This window comes from Streptomyces sp. ITFR-6 (genome assembly GCF_031844725.1).
In the GTDB taxonomy this organism is placed as follows: Bacteria; Actinomycetota; Actinomycetes; order Streptomycetales; family Streptomycetaceae; genus Streptomyces.
In genome coordinates this window covers 6747754-6771279 of sequence record NZ_CP134612.1, presented here as the reverse complement: position 1 = coordinate 6771279, position 23526 = coordinate 6747754, and the positions used below count along the sequence as shown (strand labels likewise).

At 69.9% G+C, this 23526-nt stretch carries 19 protein-coding genes and 2 pseudogenes; 10 read left to right on the top strand and 11 right to left on the bottom strand.

What is annotated here, in order from left to right:
• Positions 1 to 31: 31 nt before the first annotated feature.
• Positions 32 to 273 (bottom strand): annotated as a pseudogene (locus tag RLT59_RS30810) (carbohydrate ABC transporter permease); the annotation flags it as partial.
• A 70-nt stretch (positions 274 to 343) separates the two neighbouring features.
• Between RLT59_RS30810 and RLT59_RS39490 the strand changes: the two are divergent.
• From RLT59_RS39490 to RLT59_RS30795, 4 genes are all read left to right on the top strand, one after another.
• Positions 344 to 604 carry a transposase gene (locus tag RLT59_RS39490; RefSeq protein ID WP_399124688.1) on the top strand — a complete coding sequence of 87 codons (261 nt, stop codon included), beginning with the start codon at positions 344 to 346 and terminating at the stop codon, positions 602 to 604.
• A 44-nt stretch (positions 605 to 648) separates the two neighbouring features.
• Complete coding sequence (locus RLT59_RS30805; protein ID WP_311306436.1) at positions 649 to 1230, top strand: IS3 family transposase; 582 nt, start codon at positions 649 to 651, stop codon at positions 1228 to 1230.
• Entirely contained in the window at positions 1116 to 1544 is a 429-nt protein-coding gene (locus RLT59_RS39485) for a DDE-type integrase/transposase/recombinase (RefSeq protein ID WP_399127002.1), read from the top strand. The genes RLT59_RS30805 and RLT59_RS39485 overlap by 115 nt, the downstream gene beginning before the upstream one ends.
• A 281-nt stretch (positions 1545 to 1825) precedes the next feature.
• Positions 1826 to 2851 carry a VOC family protein gene (locus RLT59_RS30795; protein ID WP_311306434.1) on the top strand — a complete coding sequence of 342 codons (1026 nt, stop codon included), beginning with the start codon at positions 1826 to 1828 and terminating at the stop codon, positions 2849 to 2851.
• A 3-nt stretch (positions 2852 to 2854) separates the two neighbouring features.
• On the opposite strand, the gene RLT59_RS30790 is transcribed toward RLT59_RS30795, so the two are convergent.
• The 6 genes and pseudogenes from RLT59_RS30790 to RLT59_RS30765 form a co-directional block, all read right to left on the bottom strand.
• Positions 2855 to 3916, bottom strand: a complete 1062-nt coding sequence (locus tag RLT59_RS30790) for an aminotransferase class V-fold PLP-dependent enzyme (RefSeq protein ID WP_311306433.1) — start codon at positions 3914 to 3916, stop codon at positions 2855 to 2857.
• A gap of 134 nt (positions 3917 to 4050) precedes the next feature.
• Positions 4051 to 4773 (bottom strand): DsbA family oxidoreductase, encoded by a 723-nt coding sequence (locus tag RLT59_RS30785; protein ID WP_311306432.1) that lies wholly within the window; start codon positions 4771 to 4773, stop codon positions 4051 to 4053.
• Positions 4774 to 4891: 118 nt separating this feature from the next.
• Entirely contained in the window at positions 4892 to 5377 is a 486-nt protein-coding gene (locus tag RLT59_RS30780; protein WP_311306431.1) for a GNAT family N-acetyltransferase, read from the bottom strand.
• 97 nt (positions 5378 to 5474) lie between these two features.
• Positions 5475 to 6011: pseudogene (locus RLT59_RS30775) on the bottom strand (pectate lyase); the annotation flags it as partial.
• A 337-nt stretch (positions 6012 to 6348) separates the two neighbouring features.
• Positions 6349 to 7395 (bottom strand): LacI family DNA-binding transcriptional regulator, encoded by a 1047-nt coding sequence (locus tag RLT59_RS30770; RefSeq protein ID WP_311306430.1) that lies wholly within the window; start codon positions 7393 to 7395, stop codon positions 6349 to 6351.
• Positions 7396 to 7685: 290 nt separating this feature from the next.
• Positions 7686 to 9086 (bottom strand): glycoside hydrolase family 30 protein, encoded by a 1401-nt coding sequence (locus RLT59_RS30765; RefSeq protein ID WP_311306429.1) that lies wholly within the window; start codon positions 9084 to 9086, stop codon positions 7686 to 7688.
• A 1-nt stretch (position 9087) separates the two neighbouring features.
• On the opposite strand from RLT59_RS30765, the gene RLT59_RS30760 reads away from it, so the two are divergent.
• Positions 9088 to 10149: an ROK family protein gene (locus RLT59_RS30760; RefSeq protein WP_311306428.1), complete on the top strand. Its 1062-nt coding sequence runs from the start codon at positions 9088 to 9090 to the stop codon at positions 10147 to 10149.
• A 59-nt stretch (positions 10150 to 10208) separates the two neighbouring features.
• On the opposite strand, the gene RLT59_RS30755 is transcribed toward RLT59_RS30760, so the two are convergent.
• Positions 10209 to 11660, bottom strand: a complete 1452-nt coding sequence (locus RLT59_RS30755; RefSeq protein WP_311306427.1) for a glycosyl hydrolase — start codon at positions 11658 to 11660, stop codon at positions 10209 to 10211.
• A 43-nt stretch (positions 11661 to 11703) separates the two neighbouring features.
• Positions 11704 to 13164, bottom strand: coding sequence for a glycosyl hydrolase (locus RLT59_RS30750; RefSeq protein ID WP_311306426.1), 1461 nt, complete (start codon positions 13162 to 13164; stop codon positions 11704 to 11706).
• Between the two features lie 591 nt (positions 13165 to 13755).
• Here RLT59_RS30750 and RLT59_RS30745 point away from each other — a divergent pair.
• The 5 genes from RLT59_RS30745 to RLT59_RS30725 all read left to right on the top strand — a co-directional run bounded on the left by RLT59_RS30745 (position 13756) and on the right by RLT59_RS30725 (position 21223).
• Positions 13756 to 15087 (top strand): extracellular catalytic domain type 1 short-chain-length polyhydroxyalkanoate depolymerase, encoded by a 1332-nt coding sequence (locus RLT59_RS30745; RefSeq protein WP_399127000.1) that lies wholly within the window; start codon positions 13756 to 13758, stop codon positions 15085 to 15087.
• A 287-nt stretch (positions 15088 to 15374) separates the two neighbouring features.
• Positions 15375 to 16691, top strand: coding sequence for an ABC transporter substrate-binding protein (locus RLT59_RS30740; protein WP_311306424.1), 1317 nt, complete (start codon positions 15375 to 15377; stop codon positions 16689 to 16691).
• Positions 16692 to 16824: 133 nt separating this feature from the next.
• Entirely contained in the window at positions 16825 to 17784 is a 960-nt protein-coding gene (locus RLT59_RS30735) for a carbohydrate ABC transporter permease (RefSeq protein ID WP_311306423.1), read from the top strand.
• Positions 17781 to 18656, top strand: a complete 876-nt coding sequence (locus tag RLT59_RS30730) for a carbohydrate ABC transporter permease (RefSeq protein ID WP_311306422.1) — start codon at positions 17781 to 17783, stop codon at positions 18654 to 18656. The genes RLT59_RS30735 and RLT59_RS30730 overlap by 4 nt, the downstream gene beginning before the upstream one ends.
• A 65-nt stretch (positions 18657 to 18721) precedes the next feature.
• Positions 18722 to 21223 carry a glycoside hydrolase family 2 protein gene (locus RLT59_RS30725; RefSeq protein ID WP_311306421.1) on the top strand — a complete coding sequence of 834 codons (2502 nt, stop codon included), beginning with the start codon at positions 18722 to 18724 and terminating at the stop codon, positions 21221 to 21223.
• Positions 21224 to 21285: 62 nt separating this feature from the next.
• Here the strand turns inward: RLT59_RS30725 and RLT59_RS30720 are convergent, their stop codons facing one another.
• Positions 21286 to 21897 (bottom strand): DUF1349 domain-containing protein, encoded by a 612-nt coding sequence (locus RLT59_RS30720; RefSeq protein WP_311306420.1) that lies wholly within the window; start codon positions 21895 to 21897, stop codon positions 21286 to 21288.
• Positions 21894 to 23414, bottom strand: a complete 1521-nt coding sequence (locus RLT59_RS30715) for an aldehyde dehydrogenase (NADP(+)) (protein WP_311306419.1) — start codon at positions 23412 to 23414, stop codon at positions 21894 to 21896. The genes RLT59_RS30720 and RLT59_RS30715 overlap by 4 nt, the downstream gene beginning before the upstream one ends.
• Positions 23415 to 23526: the final 112 nt, after the last annotated feature.

Genomic DNA, 23526 nt, shown 5'->3' with positions numbered 1-23526 from the left:
GCCGTCCCACCCCCTCCGCCGTCGTGCGCGTTCACTCCTTCGTCGCTCCCGCGAGCATCCCGGAGACCAGGGTGCGCTGGGAGAAGAGGAAGAGGACGAGAACCGGCAGGATCGCCACGACGATGGCGAGCGCCAGCTCGGGGAGGGACTGTAAAACGTTCGGGTTTGGCCCGTTCGTTCGACAGACCCGAAGAAGTTGTTCCAGTTGCCCACGAAGCTGAAGAAGGCGACGAGCCCGACGACCGGCTTGGCCAGCGGCAGCGCGATCTTGGTGATGAAGCTTCCCCTTGATCATGGGCACCTGGAGACTGGGACCCTGAGGTTCCGGAGGAAGTAGCACCAGGTGGGAAGCAAGTACACGAGGCGGTACTCGGACGAGTACAAGCGTGACGCGATCGAGGTCGTACGGTCGTCGGGCCGGACAGTGACTGATGTCTTCCGTGAACTCGGGGTCAGTTCGGAAAGCCTGCGTGCGTGGGTGAAGAAGGCCCTGGGCCGCGGAAGCCGCGCCGGTGACGGCAGCCGTGCCGTCGGGCGCAGACGACCGGGACGAGGAGCTGAAGCGGCTGCGGAAGCTCACCGCGGAGCAGGCGAAGACGATTGAAATCCTAAAAAAGCGACAGCTTTTTTCGCGAAGGAGAGCGATCGGTGAGCGATGTATGCCGGTTCATCCACGAGGGAAAAGCCGACTACACGATCGTCCTGCTCTGCCGAGTGATGATGGCCGCCCGCTCCGGCTACTACGCATGGCACACCGGCATCAAGGCCCGCGAGGAACGACGCCGGGGCGATGAGGCGCTCGCGCACGAGATCACCGTCATCCACGTGGCGTCGAAAAGGACCTACGGGGTGCCCCGGGTCACCGCTGAACTGCGCCGCCACGGGCAGCTGGTCAACCACAAGCGCGTCGAGCGCGTCATGCGCGAGCGCGGAATCGTCGGACACACCCGGCGCACCGGACGCCGCGGCATGACCCAGCAGGACCACAAGGCCGCCCCGGCCCCCGACCTGGTCGGCCGCGACTTTCACGCCGGCCTTCCCGGCATGAAGATCGTCGGGGACGTCACTTGCATTCCGACCGCCGGGGCCGGCTCGACCTTGCCGGCTGGCTCGATCTGGCGACGCGCGAGATCATCGGCTACTCGATGGCCGACGACCATCGCGCTGAACTGGTCGTCGACGCCCTCGACATGGCCGCGAACCTCGGCCGCCCGCGACCGGGCTGCGTGATCCACTCGGACCGCGGATCGGAATGCACGTCGAGTCAACTTCGCTCAAAAATAAGTGAGTTGGGAGGACAACAAAGCATGGGCAGGACCGGGATCTGCTATGACAACGCCGCCGCCGAGAGCTTCTGGGCCGTCCTCAAAGAGGAGATCAACACCCGCCTCCGGCCCGACCGCGCCACCGCCCGCGGCGAAATCTTCACGTTCGTCGAGACCTTCTACAACCGCCGCGGACTACGCAAGCACATCCACTGGGGATACCTCACACCCCACGAGACACGCCTGCGCTATCAGCAGGGACAAGCCCTCGCGGCATAACGCAACTGTGTCCGTGATCACGGGGAGACTTCAGCGTCCCGCTCCCCCGCGCCGCCCTCTGCTTCCCGCTGCGCGAACCGGTCGTGTCGAGCGTCCTGGCCGGCTTCCGTACCCCGGCCGAGGTCACCTCGGCCGCCGCCCACCTCGCCCACGGGATCCCGGAGCGGCTCTGGGCCGAACTGAACGCGCCGGCCCGGCCTTGAGGGCCGTCCCGCGGGCCGGGTCCGCGAGGCCGCGTATCTCGCTGGACCCGGCGGCGCCCACGGGCGACAGTGTGGCCCATGACTTCACACGTACACCACGTCACCGTCGACTGCGCCAACGCCTACGAACTCGCCACGTTCTGGGCCCAGGTGCTGGGTTCCCCCGTCTCCGACGACGATGCCCCCGGTGACCCCGAGGCTCTCGTCGAGACCCCCGGTGCCGCGCTGCTGTTCATCACCGTGCCCGAACCGAAGAGCACCAAGAACCGCATCCACTTCGACGTCCAGCCGGACGACCGGACGCGGGACGAGGAGGTCGAGCGGCTGCTCGCCCTCGGTGCCACGCTGGTGGCGGATCACCGCAGGCCGAACGGGCGGGGGTGGGCGACCCTGGCCGATCCGGAGGGCAACGAGTTCTGCGTGGAGTGCGATGCGCGGGAGCGGGCGCTGCTGACGGGGACGCGGCTGCCGGTCACTGCGGACGACGTGACCTCTGCGGTACGGCTCGCGGTCGCCGCGCTCAAGGAGTCCCCGGCGGAGGACTGGCACACCCCGGCGGGGACGCTCACCTGGGACTGCTGGGAGACCGTGGAGCACCTGAGCGACGACCTCTTCGCCTATGCCGCCCAACTGGGCCCGCAGTCGCCTCCGTTGGACCGTGAGGTGCCGTTCCACTGGACCAGGCGGCGCGAGGGCGGACCGGCCAACGCGATCTCCGCCGACCCTGCGGCCGGTACGGCGGGGCTGCTCCAGACCCTGGAGGCCAGCGGGGCGATGCTCGCGGCGATGGTCAGGACGACCTCGCCGGATGTCCGCTCGTACCACGGCTTCGGGATCTCCGACGCGGAGGGGTTCGCCGCGATGGGCATCGTGGAGACCCTGGTCCACACCCATGACCTGGCCGAGGGCCTGGGCGTCGGCTGGGCTCCGCCCACAGACCTCTGCGACCGGGTGCTGGCCCGGCTCTTCCCGGACGCCCCGGACGACAGCGACCGGTGGACCGTACTGCTGTGGTCCACCGGTCGTGCCGAACTGCCGGGCCGCGCGAGGGTGTCGTCCTGGAAGTGGCACGGTACCCCACTGCCGGACGCTCCCCGGCCGTAGGGCTCAGCCGGTGAGCACGTCCAGCGCACGGTCCACATCGGCCTCGGTGTTGTACAGGTGGAAGGCGGCCCGCAGGTTGCCGGCCCGGTTGGAGACCATCACCCCGGCCCGCACCAGTTCCGCCGCCCGCTCCCCGAGTCCGGGCACCGCGACCACGGCCGACTCCCCCGGCACCGCCTCGCGCCCGGCCCCGGCCAGCCCGTCCCGGAAGCGGGCCGCCAGGCCGGTGGCGTGGCCGTGAAGGGCGTCGAGGCCGATCTCGTTCAGCAGGGCGAGGGAGTGCTCCGCACCGTGGTACGAGAGGAACGCGGGCGGCTCGTCGTAGCGGCGGGCGTCGGGCGCGAACCCGGCGACCGGGCCGTAGGTGCTGCCCCACCTGTCGGCGGCGCTGACCCACCCGGCGAAGACCGGCGGCAGTGACTCCTGCGCCTCCTCCGTGACGGTGAGGAACGACGCGCCGCGCGGGCAGAGCAGGAACTTGTACCCGCCCGCGACCGTGTAGTCGTACGCCCCGGCGTCGAGCGGCAGCCAGCCCGCGGACTGGGTGGTGTCCAGGAGCGTGCGGGCCCCGTGCGCGGCGGCCGCGGCCCGCACCGCGTCCAGATCCGCGGTCCGGCCGTCGGCCGACTGCACGGCGGAGAAGGCGACGAGCGCGGTGTCCGGGCGCACCGCGTCGGCCAGCTCCTCCAGCGGGACGTACCGCGTCCGGAGGTCGCCGCGCACCGCGAACGGAGTGACGACTGAGCTGAACTCCCCCTCCGGTGAGAGCACTTCGGCCCCGGCGGGCAGCGAGCAGGCGATCAGCCCGACATGGACGGAGACCGAGCTGCCGACCGCGACCCGTCCGGCCCCGACCCCGGCCAGCCGCGCGAAGCCCTCCCGCGCACGGTCGGCGGCCTCGAAGTCCCCGGCACCGTCCCGGCGGCCGGTGGCGTTCTCCTCCGCGAGTGCCTTCACCGCGGCCACGGTACGGCGGGGCAGCAGCCCGCAGCTGGAGGTGTTGAGGTAGGCGGTCTCCGGCGCGAACTCGGCGTCGACCGCACGGCTGAGCGAAGAGATCATCATGCGCCCAGCCTGGGGGCCCCTTACCTCATAGTCAATCACCAATAGTTAAGGGGTATCCCCAAGCAACGCTTATGAGTGCGCGTGGTCGGCGGTCAACCGCACTCCATACGAGTACAGGTACAGGCGGCCGCAGCTCAGCCGTTGCCGCCGCCCGCCGCCGGAACCTCGCACGCGCCGTCCGCGCCGCAGGCCGCGGCGTCCCCGCCGATCGCGGTCAGCGGCCGGTCCTGCCAGGCCTGCTCCAGAGCCTGGGCGAAGACCTCGGCGGGCTGGCCGCCGGAGATCCCGTACCGCCGGTCCAGCACGAAGAACGGCACCCCGTTGGCCCCCAGCTCGGACGCCTCCCGCTCATCGGCCCGCACCTCGGCCGCGTACGCCTCGGGATCAGCGAGCACCGCACGCGCCTCGTCGGCGTCGAGCCCGGCCTCGACGGCGAGCTCGACCAGCACCTCACCGTCGAAGACGGACCGTTCCTCCGCGAAGTTCGCCCGGTAGGCGATGTCCAGCAGCGCGTCCTGACGGCCGCGGGCCTTGGCCAGGTGCAGCAGCCGGTGGATGTCGAGGGTGCTGCCGTGGTCGCGCCCCTCACTGCGGTAGCCGAGCCCCTCGGCGTGCGCGTTGGCGGCGACACTCGCCTCCATGGACCGCGCCTCCTCAGCGCTGCGCCCGTACTTCCGCGCCAGCATGTCGAGCACCTGCACGGTGTCGCCCTTGGCCCGCCCCGGGTCGAGCTCGAAGGAGCGGTGCACCACCTCGACCTCGTCGCGGTGGGCGAACCCGGCCAGGCCCTTCTCGAAACGGGCCTTGCCGATGTAGCACCACGGGCAGGCGATGTCGCTCCAGATCTCGACGCGCATGACTCTTCTACTCTCCGGGCTCTCGGGGGGCTGCTCAAACAGCGCGGAGGCATCCTCCGCTCCTGTGGGAACACCTGTCCGGGCCCATGCCATTCCCGCCCGCTCGTTCCCGCCCCGCTCAGGCGCGCACCTCGGCCGACACCGCCAGGTGCAGCACCAGATGGTCGCTCGCGCGGCGGTGGCCCGGGTCGGGGGTCCAGCCGCGGGCCACGTAGAACGACTGGGCGCGGGTGTTGTGGACGAAAATCTCCAGCCGGGCTTCGGTCACCCCGTCCCGCTGCCAGGCCGCCACGCACGCCTCGTGCAGCTCGGTGCCGATGCCCTCGCGCCAGCGGTCCGGTGCGACGTGGAGCTGGGTCAGATGCATGACGCCGTCGCGTACGGCGTGGGCCGCGATTCCGGCGAGGACGCCGTCCCGCTCGGCGCAGAGCACGGTGGCATCGGCGCGGTCGATGGCGCGGGCCCAGCCGCCCCTGCTGCGGCCGACCTCCTCCGCGCCGAGGTACTCCTCCTCCGGGAGGTGGCCGCGGTAGCAGGTGGCACGCGCTTCGGTGTGCAGGCGGACTATCCCGTCGAGATCGGCGGGCGTGGCTATTCGGATCATGCTGAAGGGGACGCTCCCGGACGGCCGGCGGTGCGGCCGTCCGGGAGCGTCCTCCGCCCTGGACCTGCGCTCTGGAACTGCGCCCCGGGACTGCGGCCTAGAGGTGGCCGGCGCCCGCTCCGCCGGTCACGGAGGAGACGACGGACGAGGCCGGCTCGGCGGTGTACGAGTACGGCGCCTGGGTCAACGTGCCGACCTGCGAGATCTCGGTGGCCGCGCCGCCGAGGTCGTTGCCGCGTTCCACGACGTAGCCGTCCTCGTCGCTGTCGCGGATGGTGGTGAAGGCGACGACACCGGTGCTGCGGAAGACGTTGTTCTCCACCAGCATCTGCGCGCCCATCCACGAGTGCACCGCCGTCGAGGCGCCCACGACGTAGTTGTCGTAGAAGTGTCCGGTGCCGAACCGGAGGCTGGGGATGCGGGAGTTGACGTTGTCGAAGTAGTTGTGGTGGTAGGTCACGTGGAGGTGGCCGGTGTCCTCGCTCGCGTTGCTGTCGCTGTGGCCGACCAGGCTGCCCTTGTAGTGGTCCTTGAAGGTGTTCCAGGAGACGGTGACCTGGTCGGAGGCGTGCGTGATGTCGAGGAGACCGTCGTAGTAGTCCTTGTCGTGGTCGCGGTCGGCGGAGAACGTGTTGGGGAGGTCTCGGCGGCCCCGGCGGACCCCGGGAGCAGGGCGACGGCGACGACGGAGACCGTCGCGGCGGCGAGGGCCGTGAGGCCGCGGCTACGGGTGCGGAGGTGGGTGCGCATGATGTCCCTTCGGTACGACGACGTGCGGGGAGAGTGCTGTGCTCGGCGGCTCGTGCGCGGCGCGGTGCGCCCGCGTGCGAGCCGCTGTCCCTCAGTTGTCGCCGCCGAGGGGCGGGGGGGTTGCCGGGTCGGGGAGGTATATCCGCGGTCCCGACCGGCACCTGGGCGCACGGACAGCGCAGCGGGTGGCGTGCCGCAGAGGGACGGCCGACGCCCGTGCCTCACGTCCGGGACGGAGGCGCTGTGGAGGCCCGCGGCACGAGCCTGGGCACCTGCGTCGCGTGCGACGTGGCCTCCCGGCCCAGCATGACGTCGAACAGCGTCTCGGTCACGTCTGCTCCGAAGGAGAAGACGTCATGCTGCATCGCGGACAGCGTCGGACGGGTGAGCTGGCACAGTTGGGAGTCGTCCCATGCCAGCAGGGACAGGTCGTGGGGCACGGAGAGACCGAACTCCGCAGCGACTCCCAGCGCGGTCACGGCCATCAGGTCGTTGTCGAAGATGATCGCGGTGGGGCGCTCAGCCGCCAGCAACAACGTGCGGCACGCCCGGCTGCCCTGGTCGGCGGAGAAGTCGGCTACCTCGGTGCGCGCCTGCAGCCCGAGCTCCTGCGCGGTGTCCGTGAATGCCTTGGTGCGGATCATGCTGTGACCCAGATCGGCCGGGCCGCTGACCCGGGCGACCGTGCGGTGCCCGAGAGCCGCCAGGTAGCGCACGGCCTCCACGACGGCGGCCGCGTCGTCGGTCCACACCGCGGTGAACGGGCCGGCCAGCGAGGGGTGTCCGACCGCGACGGCGGGCAGGCCGATGGCCGAGAGCGCGGCGACGCGCGGGTCGTCCACGCGCAGGTCGACGAGGATGCTGCCACTGGCCCGGTTGCTCTGCCACCAGTCGCGATGGACCTCGATCTCCTCGTCCGGTTCCACCAGCCGCAGCAGCAGCGAGCACGAGTGCTGCGTCAGCACACCCTCTATGCCGGAGATGAACTCCATGTAGAACGGTTCGAGGCCCAGCATCCGGGCAGGCCTGGCAATGGCAAGCCCCACCGAGTGCAGCGCCTGCCCCTTCAGCGACTGGGCCGCCTGGTTCGGGCTCCAGCCGAGGTCCCTGGCTGCCTGCAGGATCCGCTCCTTGGTCGTCGTCGAGACGCCCGGCTTGCCGTGCACGGCCAGGGTCACCGCTGACGGCGAGACGCCGGCCCGCTGGGCGACGTCCCTGATCGTGGTCTTGCGCCCGCTTCCTGAGGGAGATGTCGTCCGACCCGCCACAGTGTCCGCCTTAGTGCGTGTTGTCCTCGCGATGCCCGACCCGTAAGGCCTGCGGTGCTTGAGCGTGCCAGTGGCCCGGACAGCGGGATCCACCTGCGCCACCACCAGGCACCGAGCGGCCTCATAGTAGACGCTTTTCCCCTGCCCGCCATGGGATGTGGCCTCGCGGCCATGGCTGGCACGAGAGCGACGAGTCGGCCGGGAAGGTGTCCCCGGGCTGGTCGGCTCGTCATTTTACTCGAACGTTCTATATCAGCGGGCCCTGATCCGCCACGTCCCCCCGTATCCCGTCACGGGCGGGCCCATGTGTAGGTGACAGTGGAGTCGGGTGCGACACCGGTGGTCACGTGAACGCCGGGCGCGCTGATCGTCGTGGTGTGCGCGGCCGTCGTGCTGGGGTTGTGCACGACAAGGGCGGTACTGCCGTCGGGGTTACTGAAGGCCGCCACCTGCGGGGGCGCGCTGTCGCCCTCAGCCGCGGCTACGCTCGCCGCGATGCGGGTGGCACCGAGGCGGGTGAAGCGGGAGAAGTGCGCGAGGGTGTAGTAGTTGTCGGTGTAGGTGACCTCGTCCGTACGGGAGTCGATGTCTACCGTGCCGTGACAGCCGGTGCAGCCGCCGGTGTGCGGGCCGTGGTTCTCGTCGAGCGCGAGGTTCCAGAAGATCATGCTGCGGGCCCGGTTGTTCGTCGCCCCGATGGTCCGGTCGATACCAGCGCCGCTGCATTCGGTCTCGAAGATGTCCTTGCCAGGGAAGGACGCCTTCAGGGCGGTCTGGGCACTGGGGCCGCCGTAGTAGCAGTGGTACGCGGTCCCCGAGATCCACTTGTTCGCACGCGACTTCAGCAGATCGAGCGGGTAGTTCAGCTCGGGGTCCTCCCCGGCGTCCTCATGAGCCTTCACGTCGAAAGGGTGCTCCGCCCAGTTCTGGTCGAACCCGAGAATCTTGGTGCGCAGACCGGCCCTCTTCAGTGCCGGGCCGAGCCTCTCGACGACCGCCGCCTGCTGTGTGACGGGCAGGTCGGTGCCCGGGTAGTCGGCACGCAGCAGGGCCTGGGGCTCGTTCTGCACGGTGAGGTAGTCGACCGGCACGCCGTGCGCCGCGTAGGCCTGGACGAACTTGACCAGGTACCGGGCGTAGACGTCGTAGATCCGCGGGTCGTCGATGAGCTTGCCGTCGATCATCGAGCCGCCGGTCTTCATCCAGGCCGGCGGGCTCCACGGACTCGCGATGACCTGCAGCCGGGGGTTGAGAGCCTTGGCCCGGCGCAGCAGTGGCAGGATCTGCTTGGTGCCGTGGGCGACGCTGAAGTGTTGGAGGGCGTAGTCGGTGTCGCCTGCCGGCACGTCGTCGAGGCTGTAGAGGGAAGTGGCGAAGTCCGAGGCACCGATGGGCTGGCGCAGCATGCTGAGGCCGTTGCCGTCGTGCGGGCTGAACAGCTCCGCCATCAGGGCGTCGCGTCGCCTCCTGTCCAGCCTGTGGAGCACGGCCGCCGAGGAGTCCGTGAGGGAGGCCCCGAACCCGGTGAGCTTCTGGAAGGTGAGAGTGGGATCGACGTGCACGGTCGTGTCGGCGGGCCCCTGCTCGGGCACCAGGTCGGTGGCCGGGCCGAGTTGGGCTCCGGCGGTCCGGGCATCGGTCCCCCACTGACGCACACCGCCGGCGGCGCCGGAGGCCTGGGCAAGTCGCACTGTGCGCGGTGGCCCGGCCGGTCAGCAGGGCACAGCCTGCCGCGAAGGCCGCGGCGCGGCGCCGGGACCGGCGCGCGGGGCTGCCGGGCCGGCCGGTGGACAGTCTCAGGATCATGACACTCCCTCGAAATGGGCGATACGGGATGCGCGGCGGCGACGCCGAGATAACGGCGGCCGGGGAGGACGGGCCGGCGGGGTGCTCCACCGGGTGCAGCGCCCGACTACCGGGCAGGCGCCCGCGCAGCAGGCCTTCCGTGCCGTCGGGGACATCGTGACGGAACTCGCCTCGCTGCCGCGGTGGGAGCGGGTGGGGTCGCTGGGCATCGCCAGCGCCGGGCCCGTGGACATCAGCCGCGGAACGGTGAGCCCGGTCAACATCCCCGGGTGGCGCGGCTTCCCCGTCGTCGACCGCGTGCGCGCGCTGCTGGCGGCCGCCGGGCTGCGGGTGTCCCTGTGCGGAGACGCGGTCGCGATGACGGCGGCCGAGCACTGGATAGGTGCCGCCCGCGGCTGCAGGGACGCGCTGTGCATGGTGGTCTCCACGGGTGTGGGCGCCGGGCTGGTGATGGACAGAGCGGTGCGCAACGGCCCCACCGGAAACGCCGGGCATCTGGGGCACGTGACCGTGGACCTGCTGGGAGACCCCTGCCCTTGCGGATCCCAAGGCTGCGTCGAACAGTTGGCGAGCGGCCCGTCGATGGTCCGGCGCGCACTGGGGCAGGGGTGGCAGCCGTCAGGGCGGGCCGATGGTCAGGACCCTGCGGCCGACGCCCGTGCGGGTGACGCGTCGGCGCTGGCCGCATCCGACGTGGCGGCCCGCGCCCTGGCGGCGGCCGCCGCAGCGGTGGCCACACTGGTCGAGATCGGGGTGGCAGTCATCGGGGGCGGGGTCGCCGAGGCGCACGATGTGCTGTTCCCGCCGCTGCGCCGTCATCTCACCGCGTACGCCGTGCCGCCGTTCGCGGCAGGAGTACGGATCAGGCGGGCGGCCCTGCGGCCCGACGCCGGACTGGTGGGAGCGGCGTTCCTGGCCGCCGATCTGGAACCCACGGGCATCGGCTGACCGGTAGCCGTCCGGGAACCCGTTCTTCCCGGACGGCCCTGAGGTGAAGTGGACCTGGGTCAGGTGGGGAGGTGCCAGGTCTGCCAGGGGTTGGTGTTGCGGTCCCAGATCTGCAGCCGGGTCCCGTTGACCGTGCTCCCACCCGGGGCATCGAGATAACGCCCGGACTGCGGGTTCTTCAGATGCCCGTCCGCCTCCGCACTCCACTGCTGGGCCCCGGAACCATTGCAGTCCCACAACTGGACCTTCGACCCGTTCACCGTGCCCTGACCCGTCACATCCAGACACTTCCCCAACGCACGCACCGTGCCGTCCGAACCCACCGTCCAGCTCTGCGCACTACCCCCGTCGCAGTCCCACAACTGCACCGCGGTCCCGTTCACCGTCCCCGCACCCGCCACATCGACACACTTACCACCCACCCCCGAAACCACACCGACAGCCTCGGGAGGATCCACCGGACCACCACCCGCCGGCACCGTGAACTGGCCCTGACTCAACACCCGCGCATCGTTGTACCCGGCCTGGACCGAGACGTTCGAGTTATAGGAGGAGTTGGTCAGGTAGTCGAGCCACACGTTCCAGTAGACCCATTTGGGCTGGCTGCTCAGCTGTGCGGGCTGGGGAACGCTGCCGACCTCGGCCAGTGCCATGGGCTTGGACCCGGCGATGTTCGACAGCGCGTTGTACCAGTCGGTGGAAGGGAACTTGCTCCACCACACGTCCAGGCCGACCACGTCGACGTAGGCGTCGCCGGGGTAGTAAGCGGCGGCCTGGCCCGCGGCGCCCTGCACGTCCTTGGGCGCCCACACCCAGATGATGTTGTCGAGGCCCTTGGACTCCAGGTAGTCGTGGGTGATCTGGAAGAGACGGGCACTGCCGTTCGCGCCGGACCGGCCGCCCCACCACGCCCAACCCTCGTTCATTTCGTGCAGCGGCCGGAACAGCACCGGGACGCCAGCCTCCTTGAGCTGCTGGAAGTAGGGGACGAACTGGTCGAGCTTGCGCTTGTAGGCGGTGTTGAGTGCGGCGCCGTCGGTGACCACCTGCTGCCATTCCGGCTCCGAGAGCCTGCTGCCCTTCACCGGATCGGAGCCGCCTTCGAAGGCGCAGGCGGCGACGTCGGGCCGACAGGCGTGCATCATCAGGCCGGGCAGGCTCCCGTTGGCCCACTCGGTCTTCGCCTGGGTGATGACTTTCTGGCGGTTGTCGATGTCGTTCTGGCTGAACCCGAAGTCGCCGTTCCAGATCCCCGGGTACTTGCCCGTGATGTCGTGGACCTTCTGGGTCCAGTAGGCCGGGTCGCTGTTGGCGCCGCCCTGCTGGCCGGAGAGCACGTGGTTTCCGGTCAGGCTCTTGAGGTAGGCGATCTCGTCACCTCTGGTGACGCCGGCCGGGGCGGGCGGGGCCGCGGAGGCCGCGCCGCAGGTGGCGAGGGCGAGGGCGAGCGTGGCGAACGACGCGGCCGCCGTGCTCGCGAGCAGTGCGCGTGTTCGGGCGCGTATGGACATGGCTGTACCTCTCTTGCGTGAGGGGAGGATTTGCGGGGCTTGTTCAGGTGGGGAGGTGCCAGGTCTGCCAGGGGTTGGTGTTGCGGTCCCAGATCTGCAGCCGGGTCCCGTTGACCGTGCTCCCACCCGGGGCATCGAGATAACGCCCGGACTGCGGGTTCTTCAGATGCCCGTCCGCCTCCGCACTCCACTGCTGGGCCCCGGAACCATTGCAGTCCCACAACTGGACCTTCGACCCGTTCACCGTGCCCTGACCCGTCACATCCAGACACTTCCCCAACGCACGCACCGTGCCGTCCGAACCCACCGTCCAGCTCTGCGCACTACCCCCGTCGCAGTCCCACAACTGCACCGCGGTCCCGTTCACCGTCCCCGCACCCGCCACATCGACACACTTACCACCCACCCCCGAAACCACACCGACAGCCTCGGGAGGATCCACCGGACCACCACCCGCCGGCACCGTGAACTGGCCCTGACTCAACACCCGCGCATCGTTGAACGTGGTCTGCAGACGCGAGGCGGAGTTCGCCGTGGTGAGGTATTCGGACCAGATCATGAACCAGGTCCACTGCGGCTGGGAGGCCAGTTGCGCGGGGGTGGGTACGGCACCCACCTCCGCCAGCGAGATGGGCTTGCCGTGGGCGACGTCCAGCAACGCCTGGTACCAGTTGCTGCCCGGCCAGGTGTGCACCCAAGGGTCGAGGCTGGCGACGTCAGCGTAGTCGTCGCCGGGGTAGAAGCCGGCAACGCCCGCGGAGCCGTTGTTCGCGTCGGTGTCCTTGACGTTCCACACCCAGACGATGTTGTCGAGACCCTTGGACTCCAGGTAGTCGTGGGTGATCTGGAAGAGACGGGCACTGCCGTTCGCGCCGGACCGGCCGCCCCACCACGCCCAACCCTCGTTCATTTCGTGCAGCGGCCGGAACAGCACCGGGACGCCGGCGTCCTTGAGCTGCTGGAAGTAGGACACGGCGGTGTCGAGCTTGCGCTTGTAGGCGGCGTTCAACTCGCTTCCGTCGGTGATGAGCTGCTGCCACTCGGGGTCGGAGAGGCTGCTGCCGTTGATGCCGCCGTTGAACTCGCAGCTGGTCACTTTCGGCTTGCACATGTGCCAGGTCAGGCTCACCAGTGAGCCGTTGTTCCACTCGCTCATCGCCTGGTTGATCAGCGTCTGCCGGTTGGCGATGTCGTCTGCCCGGAAGCCCAGCTCCCCGCCCCACACGCCCGGCCACTTGCCGGTGAGGGAGTGGGCCTGCGCTGTGTACTGCGAGGGGTTGTTCAAGGGCTCCTTGTTGTGGACACCGCTGACGATGTGGTTGCCATTGATCTGGTGGAGGTAGTCCACGACAGCGCCGGGTGTCGAAGCTGTCGCGGCGGCCTGGGGGGTGGATGTGGTGGCTGCTTGCGAGGAGGGTGCGGCCAGCCATGCAACGGCGGCAACCGAACCGGCCAGCAGTGCGGCCGCGCTTCTACGCGTGAAGATCTTCCGTCTCGGACTCATAGGACCCTCTCATGAATGCCAGTGGGGGACGGCGCTCAGGGCGACAGGAGGGTCGCGCCGCGCCGGCGCGACGTCGATGTCGCGCTATGGCCGGCAGGACGAATCGACGCCTGGAAGCTAGGACCGGGCCGGGGCGGTGTCAATGGATTGGACAACCAAGAGATAAAACGTGCGAGTTCCTGTTATGGATCTATCCGCAATGACCGGTATGAGAAATCGCCGGGCAGGGGCGCCCGCGGCCCTGCCCCTCGGGCGGCGTCGTCCGCGCGCCACTCGCCTGAGACGCCAAATACCGGCGTTTTAGAGGTAGGTGAGGGTGGACGGGCCGATCATCGAAACTCCGGTCCTGAAGAGATCAGTCGCATTTCTGGGCCAATATCGGGGCCCCCGGCATTACTTGAACGGTATATGGGCAGCCATGGTTGCCAGGTCTACTGTGACGGCCGCCCCCACCCCGCCCTCCAGAGAGGTGACCCGATGTTTTCCGGACTACTGCCCCTGAGAAGGTCCCGACCTCCACGGCGCGGCGGCCCACGGCGCACTCCCACAACGGCCACGGCAGCGGCGGGCGCCGCCCTCGCGGCCACCGTCATCGCCCTCGGCGTCCCGCCCATAGCGTCCGCCGCAGTCACCGCAGCGCAGGTCACGGGTGTGGTTTCGGGGGTGGGTGGTAAGTGTGTCGATGTGGCGGGTGCGGGGACGGTGAACGGGACCGCGGTGCAGTTGTGGGACTGCGACGGGGGTAGTGCGCAGAGCTGGACGGTGGGTTCGGACGGCACGGTGCGTGCGTTGGGGAAGTGTCTGGATGTGACGGGTCAGGGCACGGTGAACGGGTCGAAGGTCCAGTTGTGGGACTGCAATGGTTCCGGGGCCCAGCAGTGGAGTGCGGAGGCGGACGGGCATCTGAAGAACCCGCAGTCCGGGCGTTATCTCGATGCCCCGGGTGGGAGCACGGTCAACGGGACCCGGCTGCAGATCTGGGACCGCAACACCAACCCCTGGCAGACCTGGCACCTCCCCGACGGCGGCACCACCCCCCCGGGCTCCTGCGCGCCCTCCCTGGGCGCCGGCCAGTACAACACCCCGGTGTCCTATGAGGGAAAGACCTACCAGCTGCTGGTGCACATCCCGGACCGGCAGACGGGTTCCCGCCTGCCCATGGTGCTCAACCTGCACGGCAGTCAGTCCACCGGGGCGGGTCAGCTGGCCTACAGCGACATGGCCGCGTCCGCGGACTCGAACGGCTTCGTCGCAGTGGCCCCCACGGGCGTGGTTCCGAGCGGCAGCGGCTACATCTGGAACGTCCCGTACGTCACGCCGAGCGGCACGCGTGACGATGTCGGCTTCATCCGGCAGGTCATCGACACCCTCACGGTCAGCGCCTGCCTCGACCCCGCGCGCATCTACGCCACCGGCTACTCCGGCGGCGGGCGGATGACCTCCGCCCTGGGCTGCATGCTGTCCGACCGGATCGCCGCCATCGCGCCGGTGGCCGGGATCAGGGCCGGCCGGCCCGACCCATCCGGCGCCGACCGGCCCGACCCCACCTCGTGCGCGCCGTCCCGGGCAGTCCCGGTGATCGCCTTCCACGGAGAGCGGGACGCCACCAATCCGTACAACGGCGGCGGTGACAACGGCGCCTGGCGCTACTCCGTAGCAGTGGCGCAGCAGCGCTGGGCCGCCCTGAACAACTGCCCCACCGGCCCGGCCGTCACGCAGACCACCACCCACGTCCGGCGGACCGTCTACACGGGCTGCCACGACGGCGCGGACGTCGAGCTGTACACGGTCTCCGACGGCGGCCACACCTGGCCGGGCACCCCGCACGACAACGGCAACGGCAACGTCACCCACGAGATCAGCGCCAACGCCCTGATGTGGGAGTTCTTCAAGAAGCACCCCCTGTCCCGGCCCGTCGGCTGACCCACCGGGAAGCCGTCGGAGAGGGGGTGCCCCGGGGACGGGCGCCCCCTCTCCGACGACGATCGGGCGAAATGTCTACATTGATCGTTCAGTGGATTCACTCGCCGGGCATTCACAGATCGCGTACAGGCAACGCATTTTCCGCGACTAGACCGTTCTATGGACACGACTCCAGGTTGCCTCTACGTTAAGCAGCCATCAAGCCGCTTCGCCCGACGACGAGACGTCCGTCGCTGCGCGGCATGCAGTGCGGCGTTCCCCATCGAGTGCAAGGGAGTAGGACCGGCATGCGCAGAACAGCCATAACGGGTACGGGAGTTGTGCTCGCCCTCACGCTGGCGGCGTGCGGCGGCGGATCCGGCGGCGGGGCGTCGTCGGACGCGGCACCGGCCCCCAATGACCCCACCAAGGTCTCGGGCAGCATCACGGTCCTGACCAACCGCACCGACCAGGTGCAGGACGGCACGCTGAAGCGGTACACCGCGAACTTCAACAAGCTCTACCCGAAGGTCAAGGTCAAGTTCCAAGGCCTCACCGACTACGAGGGCGACGTCAAGATCCGCCTCAACAGCAAGAACTACGGGGATGTGCTGTCGATCCCCGGCGCCGTCCCGCTCAAGCAGTACCCGACGTTCTTCGCCTCGCTCGGCAGTGCGGCGGACCTGTCCAAGACGTACGACTTCACCGAGCGCGCCACCGTCGACGGCAAGGTCTACGGTATCGCCAACATCGGTACCGCCAACGGGTTCGTCTACAACAAAGCCGTGTGGGCGAAGGCGGGAATCACCGACTGGCCCACCACGCCGCAGGAGTTCCTCTCCGACCTCAGAGCCATCAAGGCGAAGACCGGGGCGACGCCGTACTACACGAACTACCACGACGGCTGGCCGCTCACGAACTGGGGCAACGCCCTGGGCTCGCCCAGCTGCGACCCGGCAGCCAACGACAAGCTCGCCGCCACCAAAGAGCCCTGGGCCGAGGGGACGGACCTGCACACCACCGACACCCTGCTGTACGACATCGTGCACGACAAGCTCGCCGAGCAGGACCCGACCACCACCAACTGGGAGAACTCCAAGACCCTGATCGGGACCGGCAAGGTCGCCACCATGTGGCTCGGCTCCTGGGCCGTGGTGCAGATGCGCGACGCCGCGAAGAAGGCCGGCAAGGACGCGGACGACATCGGCTTCATGCCCTTCCCGGCACAGAAGGACGGCCACTTCTGCTCCGTGGTGCGCCCCGACTACCAGTACGCCGTCAGCGCGCACTCCCGGAACAAGGCCGCGGCGCGGGCCTGGCTTGACTGGTACATCAATAAGTCCGGTGACGCGCAGGCGGCGTTGTCGATCTCCTCGGTCAAGGCCAAGCCGCTGCCCGCCATCCTCAAGCCGTTCCAGGACCAGGGCGTCACGTTCGTCCGCCTCGCTTACGACCGCGCCGTCCAGGTGGACGAGATCGACAAGGCGTCCGAGGTCGGTCTGAACGCGCAGGACTACCCCCAGCGCATCGTCGACGTGGCCCACGGCGCGGGTGGCGGCGACCTGGCCGGCGTCTTCAAAGACCTCAACCAGAAGTGGTCCGACGCCCAGGCAACGATCGGCTAACCGGCGTACCACCGCCACACCCCCCAGCAGCTCCGCCCAGGACGCAACGCCACCCAAGCGGGCGGGGCCGCCCCGCCGACCCCGATCCTGCCGCCGCACCCGAGCAACGGCAGGAAGCAGGAAGAAGGACCGCATGAGCACACCGCGGATCGCGAGCCGCACACGTCGCGCCCGCACGCTGCCGCCGGACCCGCCCGCCGTCCCCGCGCCCGGCCCCCGGCCGCACCGGCGCCGCGGCAACCGCTGGTTCACCCCCTGGCTGTACCTGCTGACCCCGCTCGCCCTGCTCGTGGCCTTCACCGGCCTACCCATGGCGGCCCTGCTCGGCTACAGCTTCACGGACTGGGACGGCCTCAGTCCCACCCAGAACTTCGTCGGCCTGGACAACTACTCGGACCTGTTCAGCAGGCCGCAACTCTTCCAGGTGTTCTGGGTCAGCCTCTTCTATCTGGCGGCCTCCGCGGTGCAGATCTGCGCCGCCCTCTACTTCGCCACCGTGCTCAGCTTCAACACCCGGCTGCGGAACTTGTTCAAGGGGATCCTTTTCTTCCCCTACCTCATCAACGGTGTGGCGATCGGGTTCGTCTTCCTGTACTTCTTCCAGCCCGGCGGCACTCTGGACACGGTGCTGGGCTGGCTCGGCGTCGGTCCCCACCTGTGGCTCGGCGACCCCGACCTGGTCAACACCTCGCTGGCCGGGGTCTCGGTCTGGCGCTTCATGGGGCTCAACATGGTGCTGTTCATTGGTGCCATCCAGTCGATCCCCCCGCAGCTGTACGAGGCGGCGGCGCTGGACGGTGCGACCAAGTGGCAGCGGTTCCGCTACGTCATCGCCCCGTCCATCCGGCCGATCATCTCGCTGAGCGTGATTTTGGCAGTCTCCGGCGCGCTCTCTGTGTTCGAGATCCCGTTCATCATGACCGGCGGCGCGAACAACAGCGAGACGTTCGTCATCCAGACCATCAAGCTCGCCTTCAACTTCAACAAGACCGGGCTCGCCTCGGCAGCCGCGCTCGTGCTGCTCGGCTTCGTGTTCCTGGTGACCTGGCTGCAGCGCCGGCTGTTCCCGGACGAGAGGGTGGAACAGGCATGACCACGATCACCGGTCCCGCCAGGACCTCCCGTACCCGGAAAACCTGCCCGCGCGGTCACCTGGCGGTGTTTCTCAAGTACCTCTCCCTGATGGCGGCCAGTGCCGTGGTGGTCGTCCCGCTCCTCGCCGTACTGCTCACCTCGTTGCGCACCAGCGCCGAGATGGGGCAGGGCAGCGCGCTCGCGCTGCCGGACGACTGGCTGAACTTCCACAACTACACGATCGCCTTCACCGACGGCCACATGCTGCGCGCGCTGGGCAACACGACGTTCATCCTGGTCTTCTCCGTGCTCGGCACGGTCCTGATCGGGTCGATGACCGCCTACGCCATCGACCGTTTCCACTTCCGTCTCAAGAAGCTGGTCCTGGCGCTGTTCCTGATCGCCTCGCTCGTCCCCAGCGTGACCACGCAGGTCGCCACGTACCAGATCGTCAACGGGCTGGGCGTGATGGACACCCGCTGGGCTCCCATCCTGCTGTACATGGGCACCGACATCGTGTCCATCTACATCTTCCTGCAATTCATCCGCTCCATCCCGGTATCGCTCGACGAGGCGGCCCGCCTGGACGGTGCGAACTCACTGACCATCTACTGGCGCATCATCGTGCCGCTGCTCAAACCCGCCATCGCCACCGTGGTGATCGTCAAGGGCGTGGCGATCTACAACGACTTCTACATCCCCTTCCTCTACATGCCGAGCGACGGCCTCGGCACGATCTCCACCTCCCTGTTCCGCTTCAAGGGCCCCTACGGCGCGCACTGGGAGGTCATCTCGGCGGGCGCTGCCCTGGTCATCGTCCCCAGCCTCGCCGTCTTCCTCGCCCTGCAGCGCTTCATCTACAGCGGCTTCGCCTCGGGCGCCACCAAATGACCCCCGCGGGCGATGGCGTAGCACCTGTCCGTACCGACGAGCCCTTCCGGGTCCAAGGAGAACGCATGAAGGTCACCACCCCTCTCACCCGGGGCTGGACCATGAGCCTGAACACCACCCGGCACCTCCCCGCGCAGGCGCCACAGGCGCTGCTGCACGGCGGTGTACCCGCCACCGTCCCGGGATGCGTTCACACGGACCTGCTGACCGCCGGGCTGATCCCGGACCCGTTCATCGACCGGAACGAGGTGGAGGTGGCCTGGGTCGGCCGCGCGGACTGGACCTACCGCACCGTGCTGCCACCGGTCGGCGACCACGAGCGCACCGACCTGGTCTTCGACGGACTCGACACCGTCGCGGACGTACGGCTGGGGAGCGTGTCGCTGGGCCGCACCCGTAACATGCACCGCTCCTACCGCTTCGATGTCACCGAGGCGCTGGCCGACGGGGCCGAACCGGCTCTCGACGTGGAGTTCACCTCGGCCTACGAGGAGGCTGAGGCGGTCCGCGCCGAGCTCGGCCCGCGGCCCAACGCCTATCCGGAGCCCTTCAACTATGTGCGTAAGATGGCGAGTTCGTTCGGCTGGGACTGGGGCCCGACGCTCGTGACCGCGGGCATCTGGCGCCAGGCCCGCCTTGAAAGCTGGTCGACCGCGCGGATTGCAGAGGTACGCCCCGAGGTCACGGTCGACGCCGAGGGAACCGGCCGTGTCCTGGTGCGCGCGGAGGTGGAGCGCACCGCAACCGGAGCCGCGCGCGCCCTGCGGGTCGCCGTCGAGGTGGCCGGCGTCTTGGCCCACGCGGACCTGCCCGAGGGGGCCACCACCGCCGACGTGGAGGTCGTGGTCGCGGACGCCGAGCTGTGGTGGCCCCGAGGTTACGGCGAACAGTCCCTGTACGCCTGCACCGTCACCCTCACCGACACCACCGGCGCCGAGCCCGCCGCCCCCCTGGACACCTGGGAGCGCCGCGTCGGCTTCCGCACCGTGGAACTGAACACCGCGCCGGACGCGGCCGGCTCCGGATACACCCTGGTGATCAACGGCGAGCACCTGTTCGTGCGGGGTGTCAACTGGATCCCGGACGACACACTGGTCACCCGGGTGGACGGCCCCCGTTACCGGCGCCGCCTCGAACAGGCCACGGCGGCGGGCGTCGATCTGGTCCGGGTCTGGGGCGGCGGGATCTACGAGAACGAGGAGTTCTACGACGCCTGCGACGAGCTGGGGCTGCTGGTCTGGCAGGACTTCCTGTTCGCGTGCGCGGCCTACCCCGAGGAGGAGCCGCTCCGCTCGGAGGTCGAGTCGGAGGCGCGCGAGAACGTGGTGCGGCTGATGCCCCACCCCTCCCTGGTCCTGTGGAACGGCAACAACGAGAACCTGTGGGGATTTCGCGACTGGGACTGGGAACCGGAGCTCGACGGAAAGAGCTGGGGCGAGGGCTACTACCTGGACCTGCTGCCCCGCGTGGTGGCGCACACCGACCCGACCCGGCCCTACTGGGCAGGCAGCCCCTGGTCCGGCTCCCGTGCCCTGCACCCCAACGACCCAGACCATGGCACGAGCCACTCCTGGGAGGTGTGGAACCGCATCGACTACTCGGCGTACCTCGACGACGTGCCCCGCTTCGTTGCCGAGTTCGGCTGGCAGGCGCCGCCCGCCTACGCGACGGTACGGCGGTCGGTCACCGATGAGCCGCTGACCGCGGACTCGCCGGGCATGCTCCACCACCAGAAGGCCGAGGACGGCAACGGCAAGCTCGACCGGGGTCTGCTGAACCACTTCGACGCGCCCCGGGACTTCGACACCTGGCACTACCTGACCCAGGTCAACCAGGCACGGGCCATCGCCACGGGCGTCGAGCACTGGCGCTCGCACTGGCCCGTGTGCGCGGGCACCATCCTGTGGCAGCTCAACGACTGCTGGCCGGTGACCAGTTGGGCGGCCATCGACGGCGACGAGCGCGAGAAGCCGCTATACCACGAGCTGAAGCGCCTGTATGCCGACCGGCTGCTGACCCTCCAGCGACGCGACGGACGGCTGGTGCTGGCCGCGGTGAATCAGAGCGGCACCGCGTGGACGTGCCGACCCACGGTCCGCCGCATGGACGCCGACGGCGCGGTGCGCGCCGAGCACCACGAGTCCGTCACGCTCGGTCCGCGAGCCGTGGCCCTGATCCCGCTGCCGGACGACATCACCGAAATGGTCGACTCCAGCCGTGAGTTCATCGTCGCCGACGCCGACCAGCTGCGCGCGCTGCACTTCGCGACGCCTGATCGCCTCTTCGCGTATCCGGCCGCGAAGGTCACCACCCAGGTCGCCACCGCGGCGAACCTCACCCGTGTCACCGTCACGGCGCACACCCTGGTACGCGACCTCCTGCTCCAGGCCGATCGCCTGTCCCCGGACGCACACGCGGACCGCGGCCTGATGACGCTGCTCCCCGGCGAGAGCGTCGAGGTGACCGTCCACGGCTGGTCCGGTGGCACGGCCGAGGACCTGTCCGCGGTCCTGAGGTGCGTCAACGCGTCCGACGGGCTGGGATCCTCGGGGGACGCGCCGGGGTGAGCGCGGCGTGCACCCCGACAGTCTCCGATGCCGGAGGCCGAGGGCGTCGGGGTGCACACTGCCTAGCTCCCGTCGCGGAGGTCCACCAGACCTGTCGGGCGGAACGTGATCCGGTCGAAGGCCGCCTCGCAGCCGTCACCCGTGGGTGACTGGACCAGGAAGCCGATGGACGCGGCGGCGGCCTGCTCCGGGGTGCCCAGGGCGAAGACGCGGACGAAGGTCCACTTCTCGCCGTCGGCGGAGGCGTGGCAGGCGAAGGCGCTGCCGGTACGACTCAGCCGCAGCCAGTAGGTGTCGCCGTCCACGACGGCCGAGTTGACGTCGTCGGAGTGGCCACGGGTGACGACCGTGCAGATGGTGGGGCGGTCCGGGGACAGCTCCAGGCAGATCTTGGCCCACTCGCGGTCACCGACGTGGAGGTAGAGGACGCCCGCGTCGAAGGCGGCGGCGAAGCCGACCCGCACCCGGGCGATCAGCTGGAAGTCGCCCTCGGGGGCGGTGCCCAGCAGCCGGGGCGCGTCGCTCGCCGGTTCGAGGGCGGCGCCGCCCGGCGGTACGAAGCGGTCCTGCCGGGCGCCCGCGCGGCCGGTCAGTACGCCGCCCTCGTAGGCCCATTCCGTCGCCGGGCCGAACGGTTCGAGGCCGAAGGGGAGTTCGGGGAGTCGCAGGGTCATGCGCGGCGCCCGTCCACCCGGCGCGGCAGCCCCTGCGGGTTGTCCTCGCGCAGCTCCGGCGGGAGCAGTGCCTCGGGGGTGGTCTGGTAGCTGACCGGGCGCAGCCAGCGCTCGATCGCGGTGGCGCCGACCGAGGTGGAGGTGGAGGTGGTGGCCGGGTAGGGGCCGCCGTGGTGCTGGGCGGGGGCGACGGCGACGCCGGTCGGCCAGCCGTTGACCAGGACCCGGCCGGCCAGCGGGGTGAGCGCCGCGAGGAGTGCGGCGGCGCTGTCGTCGGCCTGCTCCGTGGCGATCTGGAGGGTGGCGGTGAGGTTGCCGGGCAGCCGGGAGAGGACCGTGGTGACCTCGTCCTGGGAGGTGTAGCGGGCCACGACGGTGACCGGGCCGAAGCACTCCTCCAGGAGGGCGTCGTGCGGGCCCTCGGCGGTCAGGAGGTGCGCCGGTACGGTCAGGAAGCCGGCCGCGACGGTGTGCTCGCCGCCCGCGCCGGGGGTGACCGGGGCGTCCACGTCCGGGAGGGCGGCGCGCTCGCTGACTCCGGCGAGGAAGGCCTCGCGCATCCGGTGGTCGAGCAGGACGCCGGCCTCGGTGTCGCTGACCGCCTCCGTGAGGGACTTCAGGAGGCGGTCGCCCGTCTCGCCCGCCGGGGCGAGGACGAATCCGGGCTTGGTGCAGAACTGGCCCTCGCCCATGGTCATCGAGCCCGCGAGCCCGGCGCCGATCTGCTCGGCGCGCTCCGCGGCGGCCGCCTCCGTGACGACGACGGGGTTGAGGGAGCCCAGCTCGCCGTGGAACGGAATGGGGGCGGGCCTGGCCGCCGCCGCGTCGAAGAGGGCGCGGCCGCCGCGTACCGAGCCGGTGAAGCCGGCGGCGCTGACGAGCGGGTGCCTGACCAGCTCGACGCCCGCCTCGAAGCCGTGCACGACGGTGAGGACGTCCTCGGGGAGACTGTGCTGCGCGGCGGCCCTGCGCAGCACGGAGGCGCAGAGTTCGGAGGTCGCCGGGTGGTCGGGGTGCGCCTTGACGACGACCGGGCAGCCGGCCGCGAGGGCGCTGGCGGTGTCGCCGCCGGGGACGGAGAACGCGAGCGGGAAGTTGCTGGCCGCGTAGACGGCGACGACTCCGAGCGGGATCTTGTAGCGGCGCAGGTCGGGCCACGGCGGGGTGCGGGTGGCGTCCTCGTGGTCGATGTGGATGTCGAGGAACGCGCCCTCGTCGACGACCTCCGCGAAGGCCCGCAACTGGGCTGCGGTGCGCGCGAGTTCGCCGGTGAGCCGGGCCGGGCCGAGGGCTGTCTCCGCGTCGGCGGCCTCGATGACGTGCTCACCGGCCTCGGCGAGCAGATCGGCCGCGGTGCGCAGGAAGGCGGCGCGCACGGTGCGGTCCGCGAGCGAGGCACGTGCGGCGTGGGCGGCCCGGACCGCCCGGTCGACCTCCTCCGCTGTAGCCTCCACCGCAACCTGCTCACGCGGGTTCCCGGTGCGGGGGTCGACGCTCCAGACTGGTGCTGCTGCCACCGTTTTTTCCTTCCGCTCCACTGCCACACATCAGAAGTTGTTCGGTATTCTGAACAAAATTCCCGATCGTGAATATGAAGCGACTCTATTTCCGGGCGTTCGGTGTTGGCAA

Bases quoted from the DNA above. Each gene is read 5' to 3' on its own strand.
- RLT59_RS30795 (WP_311306434.1), top strand. From the start codon at position 1,826: ATGACTTCACACGTACACCACGTCACCGTCGACTGCGCCAACGCCTAC.
- RLT59_RS30790 (WP_311306433.1), bottom strand. From the start codon at position 3,916: ATGATGATCTCTTCGCTCAGCCGTGCGGTCGACGCCGAGTTCGCGCCG.
- RLT59_RS30785 (WP_311306432.1), bottom strand. From the start codon at position 4,773: ATGCGCGTCGAGATCTGGAGCGACATCGCCTGCCCGTGGTGCTACATC.
- RLT59_RS30780 (WP_311306431.1), bottom strand. From the start codon at position 5,377: ATGATCCGAATAGCCACGCCCGCCGATCTCGACGGGATAGTCCGCCTG.
- RLT59_RS30755 (WP_311306427.1), bottom strand. From the start codon at position 11,660: ATGTCCATACGCGCCCGAACACGCGCACTGCTCGCGAGCACGGCGGCC.
- RLT59_RS30750 (WP_311306426.1), bottom strand. From the start codon at position 13,164: ATGAGTCCGAGACGGAAGATCTTCACGCGTAGAAGCGCGGCCGCACTG.
- RLT59_RS30740 (WP_311306424.1), top strand. From the start codon at position 15,375: ATGCGCAGAACAGCCATAACGGGTACGGGAGTTGTGCTCGCCCTCACG.
- RLT59_RS30735 (WP_311306423.1), top strand. From the start codon at position 16,825: ATGAGCACACCGCGGATCGCGAGCCGCACACGTCGCGCCCGCACGCTG.
- RLT59_RS30730 (WP_311306422.1), top strand. From the start codon at position 17,781: ATGACCACGATCACCGGTCCCGCCAGGACCTCCCGTACCCGGAAAACC.
- RLT59_RS30725 (WP_311306421.1), top strand. From the start codon at position 18,722: ATGAAGGTCACCACCCCTCTCACCCGGGGCTGGACCATGAGCCTGAAC.
- RLT59_RS30720 (WP_311306420.1), bottom strand. From the start codon at position 21,897: ATGACCCTGCGACTCCCCGAACTCCCCTTCGGCCTCGAACCGTTCGGC.